This is a genomic window from Rhizobium sp. BK512 (assembly GCF_014194915.1).
Taxonomy (GTDB): domain Bacteria; phylum Pseudomonadota; class Alphaproteobacteria; order Rhizobiales; family Rhizobiaceae; genus Rhizobium.
Window position 1 is genome coordinate 143840 of sequence record NZ_JACIAS010000011.1, and the last position, 16306, is coordinate 160145.

At 60.3% G+C, this 16306-nt stretch carries 15 protein-coding genes and 1 pseudogene; 8 read left to right on the plus strand and 8 right to left on the minus strand.

The genetic code is table 11. From position 1 onward, the window contains the following. Window positions 1-27 precede the first annotated feature (27 nt). Window positions 28-293 (plus strand): annotated as a pseudogene (locus tag FHX06_RS36230) (NADPH-dependent FMN reductase); the annotation flags it as partial. A 130-nt stretch (window positions 294-423) separates the two neighbouring features. Here FHX06_RS36230 and FHX06_RS31290 read toward each other — a convergent pair. The 5 genes from FHX06_RS31290 to FHX06_RS31310 form a co-directional block, all read right to left on the minus strand. Next, window positions 424-1059, minus strand: a complete 636-nt coding sequence (locus tag FHX06_RS31290) for an isochorismatase family cysteine hydrolase (RefSeq protein ID WP_112971485.1) — start codon at window positions 1057-1059, stop codon at window positions 424-426. A gap of 19 nt (window positions 1060-1078) precedes the next feature. Next, a complete protein-coding gene (locus tag FHX06_RS31295; RefSeq protein ID WP_112971484.1) occupies window positions 1079-1630 on the minus strand; it encodes a hypothetical protein in 552 nt (183 codons plus the stop codon). A gap of 154 nt (window positions 1631-1784) precedes the next feature. Next, window positions 1785-2774, minus strand: coding sequence for an enoyl-CoA hydratase/isomerase family protein (locus FHX06_RS31300; RefSeq protein WP_183882084.1), 990 nt, complete (start codon window positions 2772-2774; stop codon window positions 1785-1787). Between the two features lie 35 nt (window positions 2775-2809). Next, entirely contained in the window at window positions 2810-3280 is a 471-nt protein-coding gene (locus FHX06_RS31305; RefSeq protein WP_112547041.1) for a RidA family protein, read from the minus strand. Next, window positions 3274-3999, minus strand: coding sequence for an SDR family NAD(P)-dependent oxidoreductase (locus tag FHX06_RS31310; protein ID WP_183882086.1), 726 nt, complete (start codon window positions 3997-3999; stop codon window positions 3274-3276). Before FHX06_RS31310 ends, FHX06_RS31305 begins: the two co-directional genes overlap by 7 nt. Before the next feature lie 424 nt (window positions 4000-4423). Between FHX06_RS31310 and FHX06_RS31315 the strand changes: the two genes are divergently transcribed. After that, the gene (locus tag FHX06_RS31315) at window positions 4424-4894 is read left to right on the plus strand and encodes a YybH family protein (protein WP_183882088.1); all 471 of its coding nucleotides are present in this window, start codon (window positions 4424-4426) and stop codon (window positions 4892-4894) included. Between the two features lie 203 nt (window positions 4895-5097). Here the strand turns inward: FHX06_RS31315 and FHX06_RS31320 are convergent, their stop codons facing one another. From FHX06_RS31320 to FHX06_RS31330, 3 genes are all read right to left on the minus strand, one after another. Then, a complete protein-coding gene (locus FHX06_RS31320; protein ID WP_112971481.1) occupies window positions 5098-6132 on the minus strand; it encodes an LLM class flavin-dependent oxidoreductase in 1035 nt (344 codons plus the stop codon). 173 nt (window positions 6133-6305) lie between these two features. Then, window positions 6306-7355, minus strand: a complete 1050-nt coding sequence (locus FHX06_RS31325) for an alpha/beta fold hydrolase (RefSeq protein WP_183882090.1) — start codon at window positions 7353-7355, stop codon at window positions 6306-6308. Window positions 7356-8381: 1026 nt separating this feature from the next. Continuing rightward, the gene (locus FHX06_RS31330; protein WP_246715707.1) at window positions 8382-9197 is read right to left on the minus strand and encodes an N-acyl homoserine lactonase family protein; all 816 of its coding nucleotides are present in this window, start codon (window positions 9195-9197) and stop codon (window positions 8382-8384) included. A gap of 601 nt (window positions 9198-9798) precedes the next feature. Here FHX06_RS31330 and FHX06_RS31335 point away from each other — a divergent pair. The 6 genes from FHX06_RS31335 to FHX06_RS31360 all read left to right on the plus strand — a co-directional run bounded on the left by FHX06_RS31335 (window position 9799) and on the right by FHX06_RS31360 (window position 16302). Next, window positions 9799-10497, plus strand: coding sequence for a type 1 glutamine amidotransferase domain-containing protein (locus tag FHX06_RS31335; protein WP_183882094.1), 699 nt, complete (start codon window positions 9799-9801; stop codon window positions 10495-10497). A gap of 228 nt (window positions 10498-10725) precedes the next feature. Further along, complete coding sequence (locus tag FHX06_RS31340) at window positions 10726-11775, plus strand: LacI family DNA-binding transcriptional regulator (protein ID WP_183882096.1); 1050 nt, start codon at window positions 10726-10728, stop codon at window positions 11773-11775. Window positions 11776-11779: 4 nt separating this feature from the next. Beyond that, window positions 11780-12745 (plus strand): ABC transporter permease, encoded by a 966-nt coding sequence (locus tag FHX06_RS31345; RefSeq protein WP_246715709.1) that lies wholly within the window; start codon window positions 11780-11782, stop codon window positions 12743-12745. Beyond that, the gene (locus FHX06_RS31350) at window positions 12745-13647 is read left to right on the plus strand and encodes a carbohydrate ABC transporter permease (protein ID WP_183882098.1); all 903 of its coding nucleotides are present in this window, start codon (window positions 12745-12747) and stop codon (window positions 13645-13647) included. The genes FHX06_RS31345 and FHX06_RS31350 overlap by 1 nt, the downstream gene beginning before the upstream one ends. Before the next feature lie 32 nt (window positions 13648-13679). Then, on the plus strand, window positions 13680-15107 hold the full coding sequence (locus FHX06_RS31355; protein WP_246715711.1) for an extracellular solute-binding protein: 1428 nt from the start codon (window positions 13680-13682) through the stop codon (window positions 15105-15107). After that, window positions 15097-16302, plus strand: a complete 1206-nt coding sequence (locus FHX06_RS31360) for an ADP-ribosylglycohydrolase family protein (protein ID WP_183882100.1) — start codon at window positions 15097-15099, stop codon at window positions 16300-16302. Before FHX06_RS31355 ends, FHX06_RS31360 begins: the two co-directional genes overlap by 11 nt. The last annotated feature ends 4 nt before the right edge of the window (window positions 16303-16306 follow it).

The window sequence follows — 16306 nt, forward strand, 5'->3', positions numbered from 1 at the left end:
ACCTTTGTTCAACGGGTTCCAGGAACGGAGTGGAACCGCAAGCCGTTCACCGCCACGCATATGGCAGCACTGGCGGGTCGCGCGCGCTCGAACATCTCAGGGGTATCGGCGTGGAACTGCAGATGGTTTCCACGCGCACAGCCGTTCACATCGGCGATTTCTTTGCGATGTTCCCTATGGGCGGCAAAGAGCCGATCCAGGGGATCGAAGCAAATCTCCTGAGATCGGCCAAGATTGCGCTCGATGAGCTGGTCTGGTGGACAAAGGCCACTATGGCCGCCAAAGCGACCGAAGCTTGGAGGGTCGTGAGCGGAGTTCAGGGACGGGCTCCGCAACTCTCCATTGCTCCAGAGGTTACGCAAATGACAAGGAAAAACCCGGCCGACCCTTATGGTCCGCCGGGTTTTTTGTTGCCCTTCAGGATCAGGCAGCCTGAGCTACCGACAGTACCGAAAGGATCTCGTTCGTATCGACGATGGCGCTTGCGTAGCTCGGCATGTTGATCTCCAGGGCGGCGTGCATCATCTCATGCGAGTAGTCGGCGACCGCGTCCTTTACGACGGTCACGTCGTAGCCGAGTTCGGCGGCGTAGCGGACCGTCGCCTCGATGCAGGTATGGGCAACGAGCCCGATCACGATGAGCCTCTGGATTCCATGCCGCTTCAGTTCGAGATCGAGATCGGTGTTGGCGAAGCCGCTGGAGCACCAGTGTTCGGAGGCGACGACTTCACCCGCCTGCGGCACGAACTCGGCGCGGAATTCTCCGCCCCAGGTGCCGAACTCGAAGCTCTTGCGATGCCATGCCGCGCGCTGGATAGGAGCGATGAACTTCCAATTCTCATAGTCGCCGGGGCGATACCGGTGATGCATCGCATAGAAGACGCGAAGTTTCGCCTGGCGTGCCGCGTTCAGCACCTGGAGCATGTGCGGTACGCAGTTGTTCGCCTCCGCCACCTCCTTGATCCTTGGCCAGATCTTCCCGCCTTCGGAAATGAAGTCGTTGTATGGATCGACCACCAGAAGGCCGGTGTTGTTCCGGTCGAAAGTCAGTTGGGTCATGGGGTATTCCTCCGGATGCTCAGGCCGCTTTCGTGGAGGTGGCGTTTTTCAACGCCGCCCGCTCAATGCTTGCAGCGAATAGGGGCGTTTCGCCCTTGTTGTGTGCAATCGACATCGGTTGCCGCTGGGTCCGGAAGATGTCGAAGGGGATGCCTTGGCGATCGAGCGAGGCCATCATCTCGTCCGTCGCATAGGACCTGACCCGGTTGGTGAATTCGCATCGACCCGCGTCGAGCTTCTTGACGCTGAGCTCCCAGGTGACATGGATCGTCACGCGGCCATTCGGCGTGAACACGTCGGAATCCGAGTCGAGAATGAGATGATCCTTCTCACCGAGGGTTTCGAGGTAATGCTGGACCATCAGGCTTCCACCGATCGTCTCGACATTGATCGACATGCGCGTGCCGTCGGGCGCCGTCGTGAAGCCCGCGGCAATGTGCGCCGGAGAGCATCCCTGGTATTCCTTCTCGGGCAGGGTGAAGCACCACTTCGGAATATCCACCTGTTCGATCGGGGCATTGATGATCGCCGAAAAGCTGGAATCGACGATCTGGTTTTCGATGCTGTGCATGTGACGTCTCCATGGCTGATTGGGTGGTTCGTGCGGAAGACCGCGCCTTCATCACCGCGGCTGGGAGCCGCGCGATTTCTCTGATTGGACGACTGGCAGGATGAGGTGTGCGCCCGCGCGACCTGCCGTTCCGACGCGCGGGCGCGGCTCCGGCCTACTTGTCGGCCAAAGTCTGCGTATAGTGCCCGAGGCGCGCTTCAATGTCGGGGTTCGTCTGAAGCCCCATTTCCATCAGGCGGCCGATGTTCTTTTGCGCCACGGAGCGCTGGACGGACTGGATGAAGGCGTCCCAGCCAGCTCCGATTTCCGGATCGCTCGGGAGGCTGGCGAAATCGACGAGCCGCTTCGTATCGGCGATCGCCTGGCGGTCGAAACCGGAAATCCTCGCGGCGAGTGCATCTACGAACGGGTCGAGCTTGTCGTCGTCGAACGAACGGTTGACGTAGCCGTATTCCTCGGCGAGTTCGCCGTTGATGTCATCAGACCCGAGAAGCACTTCGAGCGCACGGCCGCGGCCCATCAGACGCGGGAGGCGCGCCATCGGACCACCACCCGGAACGAAGCCGGCTCCGACCTCCCATTGGGAAAGGATTGCATTCTCCTTGCTGGCAAACCGCATGTCGCTGGCGAGCGCCAATTCGCTGCCGACGCCCGTGGCTCGCCCGCGGATGAGGGCGATGGAGACAACGGGCGCCTTGCTGATGCGAACGAGCATGTCCGGCAGGGGATGGAGGCCGGTCTTCCCATACGGAAGGCTCGTGGATTCGGAGAGCGGTGGCGTAAAGTTATAGTGGGTGAGGAAGAAGCCCGGCACAGCACTGTCGAAGACAACAACTCTCAGGTTCGGGTCCGCTTCGATCTCCTCGACGACCTTCTCCATTTGCGGAATTGTCTCCGGCCCGAATATGTTGAAAGGCGGATTGTCGAAGGTGACACGCCAATATGCGGGCGTGCGCTTCTCGATCCGGATCTGCGGCTTCTCGCTCGCAGGCTGTGACTTGGCGTCGGCCGGACGATCGGTCTTCTCCGCGACCATGGTTTGTCCGGAAAGCGCGAGCGCGGGAAGCATGAGCACTGCCGCAGCCGTCAGGAACTTCGACGATGCGATCATTGCGCTCGTCGAGATGGGTGATCTGACTTTCATGAATACCTCCATTCAGGTTGTTGCGAACGATGTCGCTAGGATTCGATCTCGAGCACGAGTTCGATTTCGACCGGCATTCCCAACGGAATGCTGGAGACGCCGAGGACGATGCGGGGCGGAACCGACGACGCGCCAAAGACATCCCGCAGAAGCTCGGATGCTCCGTCAGCCACCTTTGGGTGTTCCTGGAAATCGCCGGGCGATGCGATGTAGACGCCGAGCTTGGCGATACGGGTGATCTTGTTCAGCGACCCCAGCTGCGCTTTCGCTGCGGCGAGCCCGCTGAGGCAAGCAGCACGGGCGGCGTCGTATCCTTCAAGAACCGAAAGACCCTCGCCAATGCGCCCGTGGTAGATGGCCTCGTGTCCGATCACGGGGAGCATTCCGCTGAGGAAGAGAAGCGGGCCGACCTGGACCGCCTCGACATAGGCGCCGAAAGGTGTTGGCGGGGGAGGGAGCTCGATATCAAGTTCCAGCAATCGTGCGTCAGCGCCAGGGACTACCATTTTCCAAGATGTGCGCCGTTGTCGACGTGCAGCACCTCCCCGGTGATATTGGTGGATTCCGTCAGATAGACGACGCCGTTGACGATCTCCTGGATGGCGGTGATCGTGCCCATTGGCGAGAGAGACTTCAGAAAGTCCTTCGGATCGTCTTCATGCATCGGCGTGTCGACGATGCCGGGAGCAACGGCATTCACCCGGATATTGTCCTTGGCGAACTCCATCGCGAGACTCTTCGTGACGGCATTCAGGCCGCCCTTGGTGATCATTGCGAACGACGCGGTCACGCCGGCGATCGGGTGGTCCGTCAGCGAAGTCGTTATCGTGACGATGCTTCCGCCCGATCCCTGGCGGAGCATTTGCCGGATCGCGTGCTTGGTGAAATGAACGAATCCTTCGACATTCGTCGCCGTAAGCTGCCGAAGGTCGTCGATCGTGTATTCGAGGAATGGCTTGGTGAAAAAGATACCGGCATTGTTCACCAGCGCGTCGATCGATCCGAAGCGTTCGATCGCACGTTGGGCCGCGCGTTCGGCGGTCGCCGGATCGCCCACGTCGCCATCGACCAGTTCTAGGTATTCCATCGTGTCGGCCAACAATGCCCGAGTGGCGCGTCGCGATGTGCCGACGACATTGTAGCCTCTCGCGATGAACGATCTGACCAGTCCGGCCCCGATCCCCTGCGACGCGCCGGTGATCAGGATTGTCTTACGCGTGCTCATTTCGCACCTCCGTTTTTGGACACACGGGATTCCTCGCCCGCCGAGGCACGGTGGGCTCGCCAGGATTTTCAAGGTCATGTCTCTGCTGTTGCGGACAGGAACGATCGTCGCCAGCCGCCGTGACGACACCATCTCGCGGATTGCTGCGTCTCACTATTGTACGAAGGTGTCCCCGATACCTTTGGATCGGGTGTCAGATATGAGGTGCAATAGACCCGCCACGACGCGGTCGCTCAGATGCGATGGAGGGCGATAGGTTTGCGCCGACACCATCGTACAATGGATTACGCCACTATCGCCGCGCATGCTGCCTTCGTCGGCACGGTCACTGAGTGTGAGGGGCAAGTTCTCTCCTTCCGCAAGGCGACCGACTGCCAGCAGGTCGGCGTAGCTCGCCAAACGAATCCGGAAAGAGGTTTTCGACATGAACGAACGTTTCGAGGAGATCACGGGCGCGGAACAGAAGGCAGGGGATGGTGGCCCCCTGGATGCGCTGATCGAATTCTACAGGGCATTTAATTCGGCCGATATGGCGGGCCTGGAAGGGGTCTGGTTCCCCGGGGAGACTCCGAGCATGGACAACCCTATCGGTGGGATCCGTCGCGGTTGGAATGAGATCGCGGGGGGCTATGCCAAGCTGTTCGGTGGCGCCGCCACAGTGAACGTCACGTTCCACGACTTCACCAGCCAGGGCGGACGAGAGTGGCATCTCTTCGTCGGTCGCGAGCGGGGCAAGTGCCGCACCGCCGGCGACAGTCTGGATGTCGCCTTCCGCACAACCCGCTGGTTCGTTCGGATGGACGGCGCCTGGAGGCAACTCCATCATCACGGCTCCGTCGAGGATCCGGAGATGCTAGCAGACTATCAGAAGCTGATTTTCGGCAGCAGCAAATGATCACAGCGCCAGCACGCATGCGGCTCTGTGATCGCGTATGATTGTCTTGACCAAAGGCCGAAACAACGTCGGTTCATCAAGCCGGCGTCTGGATCGCCTGTGGGAACGCGTTGGCGCTTCCATCAGAAGGTTTCGACCCATCCTACCGGTGATCTGGCGGTGCTCGTGGCTTCCCTTGAAGCTCGCGTCGTTTGACGGCCCAGCTAAGGACGTTGTCCGCGAACGAGAGGCGCGACATCAGTGCCGAGAAACTCGATAGAGCGGCGCATCGCCTCGGTCTCCAGGGCAGCGGTGCTCATCTGGAAGGTGATGCGAGAGACGCCGCGCAAGGTCTCGTTAATATGCAGGATTTTGGCCGCAACCGTCCGCGGGCTGCCAACCAGGAATGCGCCGTTCGGACCGCACATCTGCTCGAACTGGGCCTTCGTCGGCGGCGGCCAGCCGCGTTCCCGTCCAGCGTCGGAGAACATTTGGAACCAACCCGGAAAGAACGCTTCCCTCGCAGCCGCGTCCGTCTCTCCCACAAAGCCGAGGGCATGGACGCCGACCTTCTGGCCCTGCCGGGGATGACCCGCGGCATCCCATGCGCGGCGATAGAGATCGACCAGAGGCAGGAACCGCTCGAAGCTTCCGCCGATAATGGCGACCATCAACGGCAAACCGAGTGTTCCAGCTCGGACGAAGGATTCGGGTGTGCCGCCGACGCCCAGCCAGATTGGCAAATTCGGCTGATGTGGACGGGGAAACACACCCTCGCCATTGATCGCAGGACGAAAGCGACCCTGCCATTTGATGTTGGGTTGCTCCCTGATCTTCAGCAACAGGTCCAGCTTTTCCGCGAACAGCGTATCGTAGTCCCGCAGGTCGAATCCAAACAGCGGATACGCCTCGACCGAAGAGCCGCGACCGACCACGATTTCAGCTCTTCCGCCGGATATCAGATCCAGTGTGGCAAATTCCTGGAAGAGCCGCACGGGATCGGCGGCGCTGAGGACTGCAACAGCGCTTGTCAGTCGGATCGACTTCGTGCGTGCCGCGGCGGCCGCAAGGATGACGGCCGGGGCTGAATCGAGCGCGTTCTCTCGATGGTGTTCGCCCATTCCGAAGACATCGAGGCCGACTTGATCTGCGAGCTCGATCTCCGCAAGCACGCTCTCCATGCGATCGATGGCTGACTGCAATCGCCCCGTGGCGGGGTCGGTCAGGAGCATTGCAAAACTATCGATACCGATTTCCAATGTCGGATCCTTTCAAGGTGAAGTTTCCGCCGGGCGCAAGTTGGGCGATGCACAGCGACAGATACGCGCCTTTCATCCTACTTCCGCCAGCGCCGCGCCACCCTCCTTATTAGGATGATAATGATCGATAAATTCGATGGGTGCTTCCCACGTGAAGGGGCGCTGAGTTCCCGTCATGCCCAGGCATCGACGTCCATCACCGCCTGCGCGAAGGCGTCTGGCGCTTCCTGCGGAAGGTTGTGGCCAATCCCACCTGTGATCAGACGGTGTTCATATCTTCCCTTGAACTTCGCGGCGTAGGTCTTGGGATCCGGATGAGGTGCCCCGTTCGCGTCGCCTTCGAGCGTGATTGTCGGGACCGATACGTCTGGGGCCTTGGCGAGCACGGCCTCGTATTCGTCGAACCGGTCCTCGCCGGGTGCCAGTCCGAGACGCCATCGATAGTTATGGACGACGATCGCCACATGGTCGGGATTGGCGAATGCAGCGGCGCTTCGCGAGAACGTTTCGTCGTCGAATTTCCAATGTGGGGAGGCGAGCTGCCAGATAAGCTTGGCGAAGTCGTTCGTGTATTTCTCGTAGCCTTCGCGACCGCGATCAGTGGCGAAATAGAATTGATACCACCACTGAAGTTCGGCGGTCGGCGGCAGTGGCGCCTTTCCGGCAGACTGGTTCCCGATCAGATAGCCGCTGACCGATACGAGGGCTTTGCAGCGTTCCGGCCAAAGAGCCGCGACTATGTCGGCTGTCCGCGCTCCCCAGTCGAAGCCTGCAATCGTAGCCTGCTTGATCCCTAGGGCGTCCATCAGCTTGATGATGTCGACTGCAATTGCGGCCTGCTGGCCGTTGCGTTTCGTCTCCGCCGATAGGAAGCGCGTGCCCCCGTAACCCCGCAGGAAGGGCACGATGACGCGGTGTCCTCGGTCGGCAAGGAGAGGTGCGACCTGCGCGAAGCTGTTGATGTCGTAGGGCCAGCCGTGCAGCAGCAAGACTGGTGATCCAGTCGCCGGTCCTATGTCGGCATACGAGACGAACAAGTCTCCTGCCTCGACGCCCTTGTTTGCTTCGAGAGTGGCTCCGTCAGCAGCTGTCGGCATGTCCACACGCGTGGTCGCCTGAGATGCCTGGGTCGTCTTTTCGCCGAGGACCCCCGCCGCGGCAATAGCGAGTGTAACGCTGCCGAACGATCGACGTGTGAGATTTGCGGGTACGAAATTGAACATTGCGCCAGTCTCCGATGGTCATTGCTTATCCTGGGTTAAGGCGGCGCTCTCGATCAGGATTCCGAGAGTGTTTGCGCTGGCCTTTCGTACCGAGATCTGCTGTCGATCCGTACCCGGAGACATTGAGGCTGGCCCATGCGGAGCGCTATTGCACGATGGTATCGCCTATAAAAACGTATCCCCTATACCAAGGTGCAAATGCCTTCCTGACGGTTCGCCGACATAGTCTCGGTCGAAGCCGGCAGTTGCGATCAACCGCGGTCAAAAATCGGGAGCAGATGATGATCTACCGCGCTGCGAGTTCAAGCTTTCCGCTTGTTGCGATCGTAATTGCCATGGTTGCGATCGTCGGGGTTTTGATTGCCATCGGCGATCGGCCAGCACCGACCCGTGTCTGGGTACCTTCGGCTTCCGTTGGTTCCGGAGCGACCGCCGCTGTGTCGGACCCAGTTTGAGCTGCCAAGGGAAAAACAATCATGCCAAGCCCAATCGATAGGCCGTGTCTTCGCCCGCTCATGCCGGAGGAGGTGTCGTTGGCCGCAGACGTCCTGAAGGAGTACTGCGAAGCTCGACGTTGCAACAGAAAAAGCGAGGAAGCGGAGGCCGTGGCACGGGATATAATTCGCTGGCTCCAGACCGGAGTTCCGAGCCGGGAACGGCTTCAGGAAGTCGTCAGAGCAAGATATTAAGACCGCTCATGCCGCGCGTTTGCTGACCTCGGACGGTGGCGGTCAGCAAAGCTCACAGGCACGCCACCGTTTGTCACGTCGAAGACCACCTCCGCGCCTGGAAATGCGCGAGTGCAAATGACGCTTCTCCTTCAAGTCAGGTGCTCGACAGTGTGCCGCAAAGTTCGATGTGTGACACGGGCGATGAGTGGTATCCCGGTCATGCGAAATGCAGAGAGATCACCATCGTGCGGGGGCGGGATCATGTCCACGTCCAGAGGATGGATGCCGGACGTGCCTCCGGTCGCCCGCGGCCATTGCTGATGGATCTGCGCGGGATAAGCGGGATCGCTGTTCTTCAGTCGTAAAAGTCCGGAAGAACCTTCAATGTATCCGTCTGCCGTTTATCGTGGTTTATGAACATCGTCGCATTGTACTGCTTCATCAATTCCCGCACACGATCCATCGAGGCGATCGACTTTGCTTTGTCGACGTTGAGTGCGGGAACGATGTCATGTTCGAAATTGCTCTCGAAATGCACGACGTCGCCCGAGAGAACCACGTACCCTGTCTTGGCCAGGTGAACCATGAGTGACTGGCTGCCGGGAGTATGGCCAGGCGTTGAAATGAGCCTAACGCTTCCATCGCGAAAAAAGTCGATGTCACCAGTGACGAGTTCTAATCGCCGAGGTTGGCCAAGCAACTTCCTTGCAAGGATTACAAGCGTGTTGATGTTGGGATCAGCCGGGGGAGGCGAGTTTATCCAGTCGTACTCCGCCTTCTGCATAACAACGGTGGCGTCCGGGAACAGGCCGATATTTCCGATATGATCGCCGTGCGTGTGTGAAACAAGGACGTATTTTACATCTGCCGGGGTCAGCCCGATCTGCGCGAGCTGCGACGATATCGTCTTGTCAAGATGGTAGACGATGAGACTGGGAAGTGTGGACCAGCCGTTTGGATCGTCAATGGTGGCTTCAGGCACCCCGGTGTCCCAGATGAGTATGTCTGAGCCGTGCTTTATCAGATAGCACGTCGATGAGAATGCGATGGACTTGCCTACGTTCTGACCGGGTGTCCAGACAGACTCGTCGTTTGCCAGGGAGTGACCACAGTCAATGTGGTACAGCCTATCTATTGTCCCTGTTGGTGTGGCGCCGTCTTCTGCCAGCATCGCGCTTCCCGGCATAGCAAACAGAGCAGCAGCTACGAACATTGCTGTTGGACGAGATCTCATTCCAGTTCCTCCAGTATATAATGATGCGATGGTCCAACGGAACACAACGAGCACCGGGCGCGCAGCGGCCCCGCAGTCCTGCGAGAGCAGCAGGCGCTTCAGTCGATTGGGAGCTCGAGAGCCTTTGCCTGTTCCGAATTTTTGCCCAGCCCGAATGAGGGCGACGCGTCAGAGGTAGACGGTTCAATCGCTCGCGGTAAGTGAACTAAGGTATCGATTGTTGTTGCCCGCTGGCGGCCAACAGTGTTGTTGCGAACATACGCCCGCACCTAGCAATGAAGGGCGCTGATCGCTTCCGTTCATGCGAAGGCCCAGCTAAGAAACAGACGCCTTCTCGTCACGCATTGGGATAGTGAAAGAATGGTCGCCACGGTTCCCCGTCATTCGCTTCGGCTGACAACCGTCCACATCCTCCTCGCCGGTCATACCAATACCAACGTGTCGGCGATACCATGGTCCAAGTGTGAAATGCCTCGATCCTCAGTAGTCCTTGTGTGCAGCTATTCTGCTGTTGGACAGAACTGGATGGAGCTGAACAATGAAGATCCTCATGGTATTCACCTCTCATGACATACTCGGAAGCACAGGGCGCAAGACAGGCTTCTGGCTCGAAGAGGGCGCCGCCCCGTACTATGTCTTTCGCGACGCCGGAGTCGATTTGACGCTGGCGTCACCCAAGGGCGGTCAACCGCCGATCGACCCGAAGAGCGATCTGCCGGAGAACCAGACGCCTGCCATGACGCGGTTCAAGCACGACGAGGCCGCGCAAAGGGTGTTCTCGACCACCACCAGGTTAAGTGACGTGCGCTCTGACGATTTCGACGCTATCTTCTATCCTGGCGGTCACGGTCCCATGTGGGATCTGGTTGACAACCCCGTGTCCATCAAGTTGATCGAGTCCTTCTACAATAGCGGTAAGCCCGTTGCGGCTGTCTGCCACGCGCCCGCCGTCTTGCACCGCGTAACCTATAAGGGCGCTCCGATTGTCAAGGGCAAGCGGGTGACCGGCTTCACCAACGGTGAGGAAGAAGAAGTGCAACTCACGAAGGTCGTACCGTTCCTGGTTGAGGACGAACTCAAGCGGCTCGGCGGTCTTTACGAGAAGAAGGCAAACTGGGAGAGCTTCGCGATCACTGATGGCAGGCTGATCACGGGACAAAATCCGGCATCGTCGACCGCCGGAGCCGAGGCCCTCGTTACGCTTCTCACAAGTCTAAAGGCCGGTGTCGCTGTATAGCCGGACATTGATGAGGAAAGGCCGGGAGATGAGTATCTCACGGCCTCCAAGTGATTTGGATGGCTACGTGGCGCTTCGCGGGTGGGCAGACGCTGCGGCAATCCCGGTGAATGCAATTGCCGTCTTTGTCCCATTGGCCGTCCTCGGCATTGCAAATCTCAATTTTTGTGGTAACGTTCCCATATATCGGCTCTGGCCGTGTTGCTGTCGCGCGAATGGAGGAGGCCGATGGAGAAGAAGCCTCTGCGGAGGGCAACCATTATCGATGTGGCGGAGCGGGCGGGTGTTTCCAAGAGCACCGTTGCGCGCGTGCTGGCCGGTTCGGGGCGGATCTCCGACGAGGCGCGCGATAGCGTCATGAAGGCTGTCGCCGCCACCGGTTACGAGCCCAATCATCTCGCCGTCGGCATGCGCTCCGGGCGCAGCGGCCTGCTCGGCATCGTCATTCCCGATATTACCAACCCGTTCTGGGCAGAAGTTGCGCGCGGCGCGCAGGACCGGGCGGCGAAGGACGATATCTCGCTTCTCGTCTTTTCCTCCGACTGGGATGCGGAGAAGGAAGCGCGGCATCTGCGGGCGCTGCGTCGCGCCCGCGTCGATGGCGCCATCATCAATCCGGTGGCCGACAGTTTCGACGATCTCGGGCGTTTCGGCCTGCCTTTCGTGCTGATCGGCTCCAGCGCCGAGCGCTTTCCCGATACGTCGAGCGTCGGCTCCGATATTCCCCAGGCGGTGCGTCTCGGCATGGATGTCTTGACGGCGCGCGGCCATGCGGCGCCTGCGCTGCTGCTCGGACCGCGTTCGCGCCTGGCGCGGGCCCGTTTCCTGCGCACGGTGCACGAACATTGCGTCGAGCGCGATTTCGATCCAGCTCTGCTGCCGATCGAGGAGGCCGAATATACGGTCGAAGGCGGGCGGCAGGGCATGGCTCGGCTGCTGGCGAGAAGAGGCCCTGGCCATCTGGCCGTCTTTGCCGCCAACGATCTCATGGCGCTCGGCGCCATGATGACGGTGCGCGAAGCCGGCCTGCGCTGCCCGGAGGATGTGTCGATCCTCGGTTTCGACGGCATTCCGGCCGGCGCCTTTTCCTGGCCGGGCCTGACGACGATTGAAAAGCCCGGGCGGCTGATCGGCGTTCGCGCCGTTGAATGTCTGCTCGATGAAATTGCCGGCCGCCCCGAACACGGCCGGGTCTATATGCCATGCCGGCTCATAGGGCGAGGATCACTCGCCGATCTGTCGGTTCCGGCACCCATAAGGGTGGCGGCAGGGAGGTAATGCCATGACCGTAAGCAACAATATGCCGATGTCGCTTTCGACGTCCAAAAGTGGGAACGTTCCCGCAGTTCGTCGAAGCCGCCTCGGCAAGGGCATCCGCCAATGGTGGCCCTATTATGTGATGATGGCGCCCGGCCTCGTCTTCTTCGTCATCTTCCATTACCTGCCGATCTGGGAAGCCAAGATCGCCTTCGAGCAGCTGCGCATCATCGGCCCGAACCTCTGGGTCGGCCTCAAGCATTTCCAGACGCTGTTTGCCTCGGCGATCTTCTGGCAGGTGCTCGCCAATACGCTGATCATCTCGACGCTGAAGATCATCTTCGTCTTTCCGGTGCCGATCGTCGTCGCCCTGCTGCTGAATGAAATCCGCGGCGGTTCCCTGCGCAAGTTCATCCAGTCGGCGATCTACCTGCCGCATTTCCTGTCCTGGGTGGTCATAGCAGGCGTCTTCATCGCCGTGCTCTCGCCAAGCGATGGCGCGGTCAACGACGTGCTCGGCGTCTTCGGAATGCAGCCGGTCTCCTTCATGACCGATACCGGCTCGATCCGCTGGGTGCTGGTATTCTCGGAAATCTGGCGTTCGGCCGGCTGGGACAGCCTGCTTTATCTCGCCGCCATCATCGCCATCGACCAGGAGCTTTATGCCGCCGCCGAGATTGATGGCGCCAATCGCTGGCAGAAGATCCGCTACGTCACCATCCCCGGCATCGTGCCGACGATTGCGACGCTCTTCATCCTGAATGCCGGCATGTTCCTCAATGCCGACCTCAATCAGGTCATCAATTTCTCCAATGACGTCGTGCGCAGCAAGATCGATATCATCGACACCTATGTCTACCGCATCGGCCTGCAGACCGGCGAATATTCGCTGGCGACGGCAGCAGGGCTCTTCAAGGCCGTGCTCGGCATGCTGATGATCGTCGGCGCGCATCTCCTGTCCAAACGCTTGACCGGCAAGGGAGTGTGGTAATGGCCGCCTATAATATCCGTCGCACACCGCTCGAGCGCGCCGAATATGCGATCATCGTCTCGACGCTGCTCTTCCTCGTCGTGCTGACCGTGCAGCCGCTCCTCAACCTGCTTGCCATCTCGCTCTCCGATCCGAGCGAGGTCGCCGGCATGAGCGGGCTGACGGTGCTGCCGAACGGCTTCTCGACCGATGTCTGGGGCCTGCTTCTGAACAATCCGGCGGTGCTGCGCGGCGTCGTCAATTCGATCTTCATCACGCTCGTCAGCAGCTTTCTCGGCGTCGTCCTGACGGCGCTGATGGCCTGGGCGCTGTCACGTCCCGGCCTGCCCGGGCGGCGGGTCATCTTCGTCCTCATGCTGGTCACGATCGTCTTCGATCCCGGCATCATTCCCGATTACCTCGTCAACAAGCGTCTCGGCCTGCTCGACAGCTACTGGTCGGTCATTCTCTTCAAGCTGGTCAATGCCTGGTACCTGATCATCCTGATCCGCTTCTTCGAGGAAGTGCCGAAGGAACTGCTGGAGGCCTCCGAGCTCGACGGCGCCAATCCGTTCCAGATCTTCTGGCACGTGGCGCTGCCGCTCGCCAAGTCCGCACTCGCCACGATCGCGCTCTTCTACTTCGTCTTCCACTGGAACGAGTTCTTCCGGGCGATGATCTACCTCAACGACCAGTCGAAATGGCCGCTGCAGGTGGTGCTGCGCCAGTTCGTCGTCGAGGGCGACAAGCTCGCCATGGTCGGCGTCGACAATTCCAACAATTACACCGGCGCCAGCCAGATCAATATCCGCGCGCTGAAGGCGGGCATGATCCTGCTCACCATCGTGCCGATCCTGGCGATCTATCCACTCATTCTGAAGTTCTTCACCAAGGGCACCATGAGCGGTGCGCTGAAGGGCTGAGACACGAAACCAAAGCATATAAGGAGGAAATCATGCTTGGGAGAATGCTTCTGGGGGCCATGACAGTCATGGCGCTGACGGCGGGGACCGCCATTCCCGCTCTTGCCGATCCGGTGACGATCCGCGTCGTTTCCAAGGATCTGCTGACCACCAATCCCGACGACGTCAAGCTCGTGAAGAAGTACGAGGAGGCGCTGAAGGCCAAGGGCACCGACATCCACATCCAGATCGTCGATCTTCCCTCTTCGGGTTATGCCGACAAGCTGAGCGCCATGCTGCTCTCCGGCGATATTCCCGATCTCATCTATTTCCAGGGCGGCGACGCCAAGATGGCCGAACAGGGTGTTCTCGAGGACTGGAACAACTGGCTGCCGAAGACGACCTATCTGAAGGACGCGCTCTTCCCGCACAATGTCGAGCGCCTGAAGAACTATCCCTACCTGCTCTATGTCTATCCGCCGCGCATTCCACAGCCGGTCATCCGCACCGACTGGCTTGCCAAGAGCGGTGTCGCTGCCCCGCAGACGGTCGATGATTACGTCAAGCTCTTCACGGCGATCAAGGACGGCGATTTCGACGGCAACGGCAAGGCCGACACGTATGGTGTGACGACCGCCGACAATACGCAGGAACTCGATTCCATCTTCAACCAAGCCTTCGGCGTGACTGGCACCTGGATGAAGAATGACGCCGGCGAATGGATCGCTGCGCGCAGCTCCAAGCAGGAGAAGGACAAGATCGCCTTCTACGCCTCGCTGAAGGAGAAGGGCCTCTACGACCCGGAATACATCACCACCAAGTGGGACGTGAAGGAAGACAAGTTCTATTCCGGCCGCGCCGGCGTGGTCTTCGGCTCGTCCGCCGAGGTCATCGATATCTATGGCGGCAAGATGCGCCAGGCCCATCCCGACCAGAACCCGACGCTGACGCTGCTGGCGCCGCCCAAGGGTCCGGCCGGCCAGGGGCTGATCGCGCTCGACGTTTCCAAGGAAGCGCGCGGTCTCGCCATCGCCACGACCTCCGAGCACAAGGAAGAGGTCGTCAAGCTGCTCGACTTCATCGCCAGCCCCGAGGGCCAGGCGATCGAACGCCTCGGCTTCGAGGGCGAGCAGTACACGAAGGACGGCAACACCATCAAGACGACCGACAAGATCGCCACCTGGTATGCCCGCTTCCTCGTCGCCGCCAACTGGCAGCCGCCGGTACAGTGGATGAGCGACGCCGCACAGGGCTCGCTGAAGACGATCGCCGCCAACTTCAAGCCGGACAATGCCTTCGTCTGGCCCGCAGACTACGCCACCGACATCGACGCCACGGAAAATGTCTACCGGGCCTGGGTCTACAAGTTCATCTCCGGCGAAGCCAAGATGGATCAGTGGGACCAGTTCGTGTCCGAATGGAACAGTGCCGGCGGCGAACACATGACCGAATATGCAAGGACGGTACTGAATGGCAAATGATGCAAAGGGGCTCTCCCTCAAGGGACGGGTCCGTGCGCTTCTCTTTGGCGTCGCCTATGGCGACGCCCTCGGGGCGCCGGTCGAAAAACTCTCCGCTGCCGAAATCCGCGAGCGTTACGGCAGGGTCACCTCGCTCGATACCGAATGGCACCGCATGAGCCAGAGCGAGAGCGCCCGCAACGGCCGGGTGCGCGGCAGCGGCATCGTCACCGACGATACGCTGATGACGCTCTGCCTCATGTCGATCTATGGCGACGTCAAGCGCCATGTCGATGCCTGGGATATGGCCTCCGGCATGGTGCGCGAGATCGCCTGGACGCCGCGCTGGGTGCCGGAACTGCAGCGCGAGGCGATGCTGATCGAGCGCCTTTTCTATCCGGAAAAATGGATCTTCCAGCGCCACCAGCTGTCCAATTGCGATCCGCGCCAGGGCGGGATCGGCAATATGGTGAATTGCGGTGCAGCCATGTATATCGCGCCCGTTGGCGTCGTGAACGCCTGCAATCCGAAGGCTGCCTATGACGAGGCGATCGCCTTCGCCTCCGGCCACCAGCAGAGCTTCGGCCTCGAAGCCGCCGGCGTGCTGGCCGCTGCCATCGCAGCCGCTTTCGTGCCGGGCACGACGCTCGATGCCGTCATCGATGAAGCGCTCGCCGTGGCCAAGGATGGCACGCGCGCTGCCATTGCCGATATCGTCGATGCCGCCCGCATCCTCAAACATGCCGACTACAAGACCGTGGTCGATGAATTCCACAAGATCATCGCGCGCTATTCGCCGATGGGCGACAACGTCAATCACACCGCCCAGAAGGCCGGCATCGCCTCCGACGCCTATCAGCCGTCGCGGCTCAACGCGATCGAGGAACTGCCGCTGGCGCTCGGTTTTGCCATCCTCAACGACGGCGATTTCTACAAGACCATTCAGGATGGCATCAATTCCGGCCGCGACACGGATTCGATCGGCGTCATGGCCGGCGCGATCCTCGGCGCCCTGCACGGTGAAAGCGTGATCGACGCGGCCGCTGCCGCGCAGCTCGACCGGGTCAACAGGCTTGATCTCTTCACGTCTGCCGATGCCTTCACCGAAACGGTCATCGCGATCCAGACGGCCGAGCACGCGCGCGATGCCGCCAAGATCAGGGCGCGCAATGGGCTCGTCGGCCTTGCGGATCAAACTCAGCTTGAACGCCTATAAATTT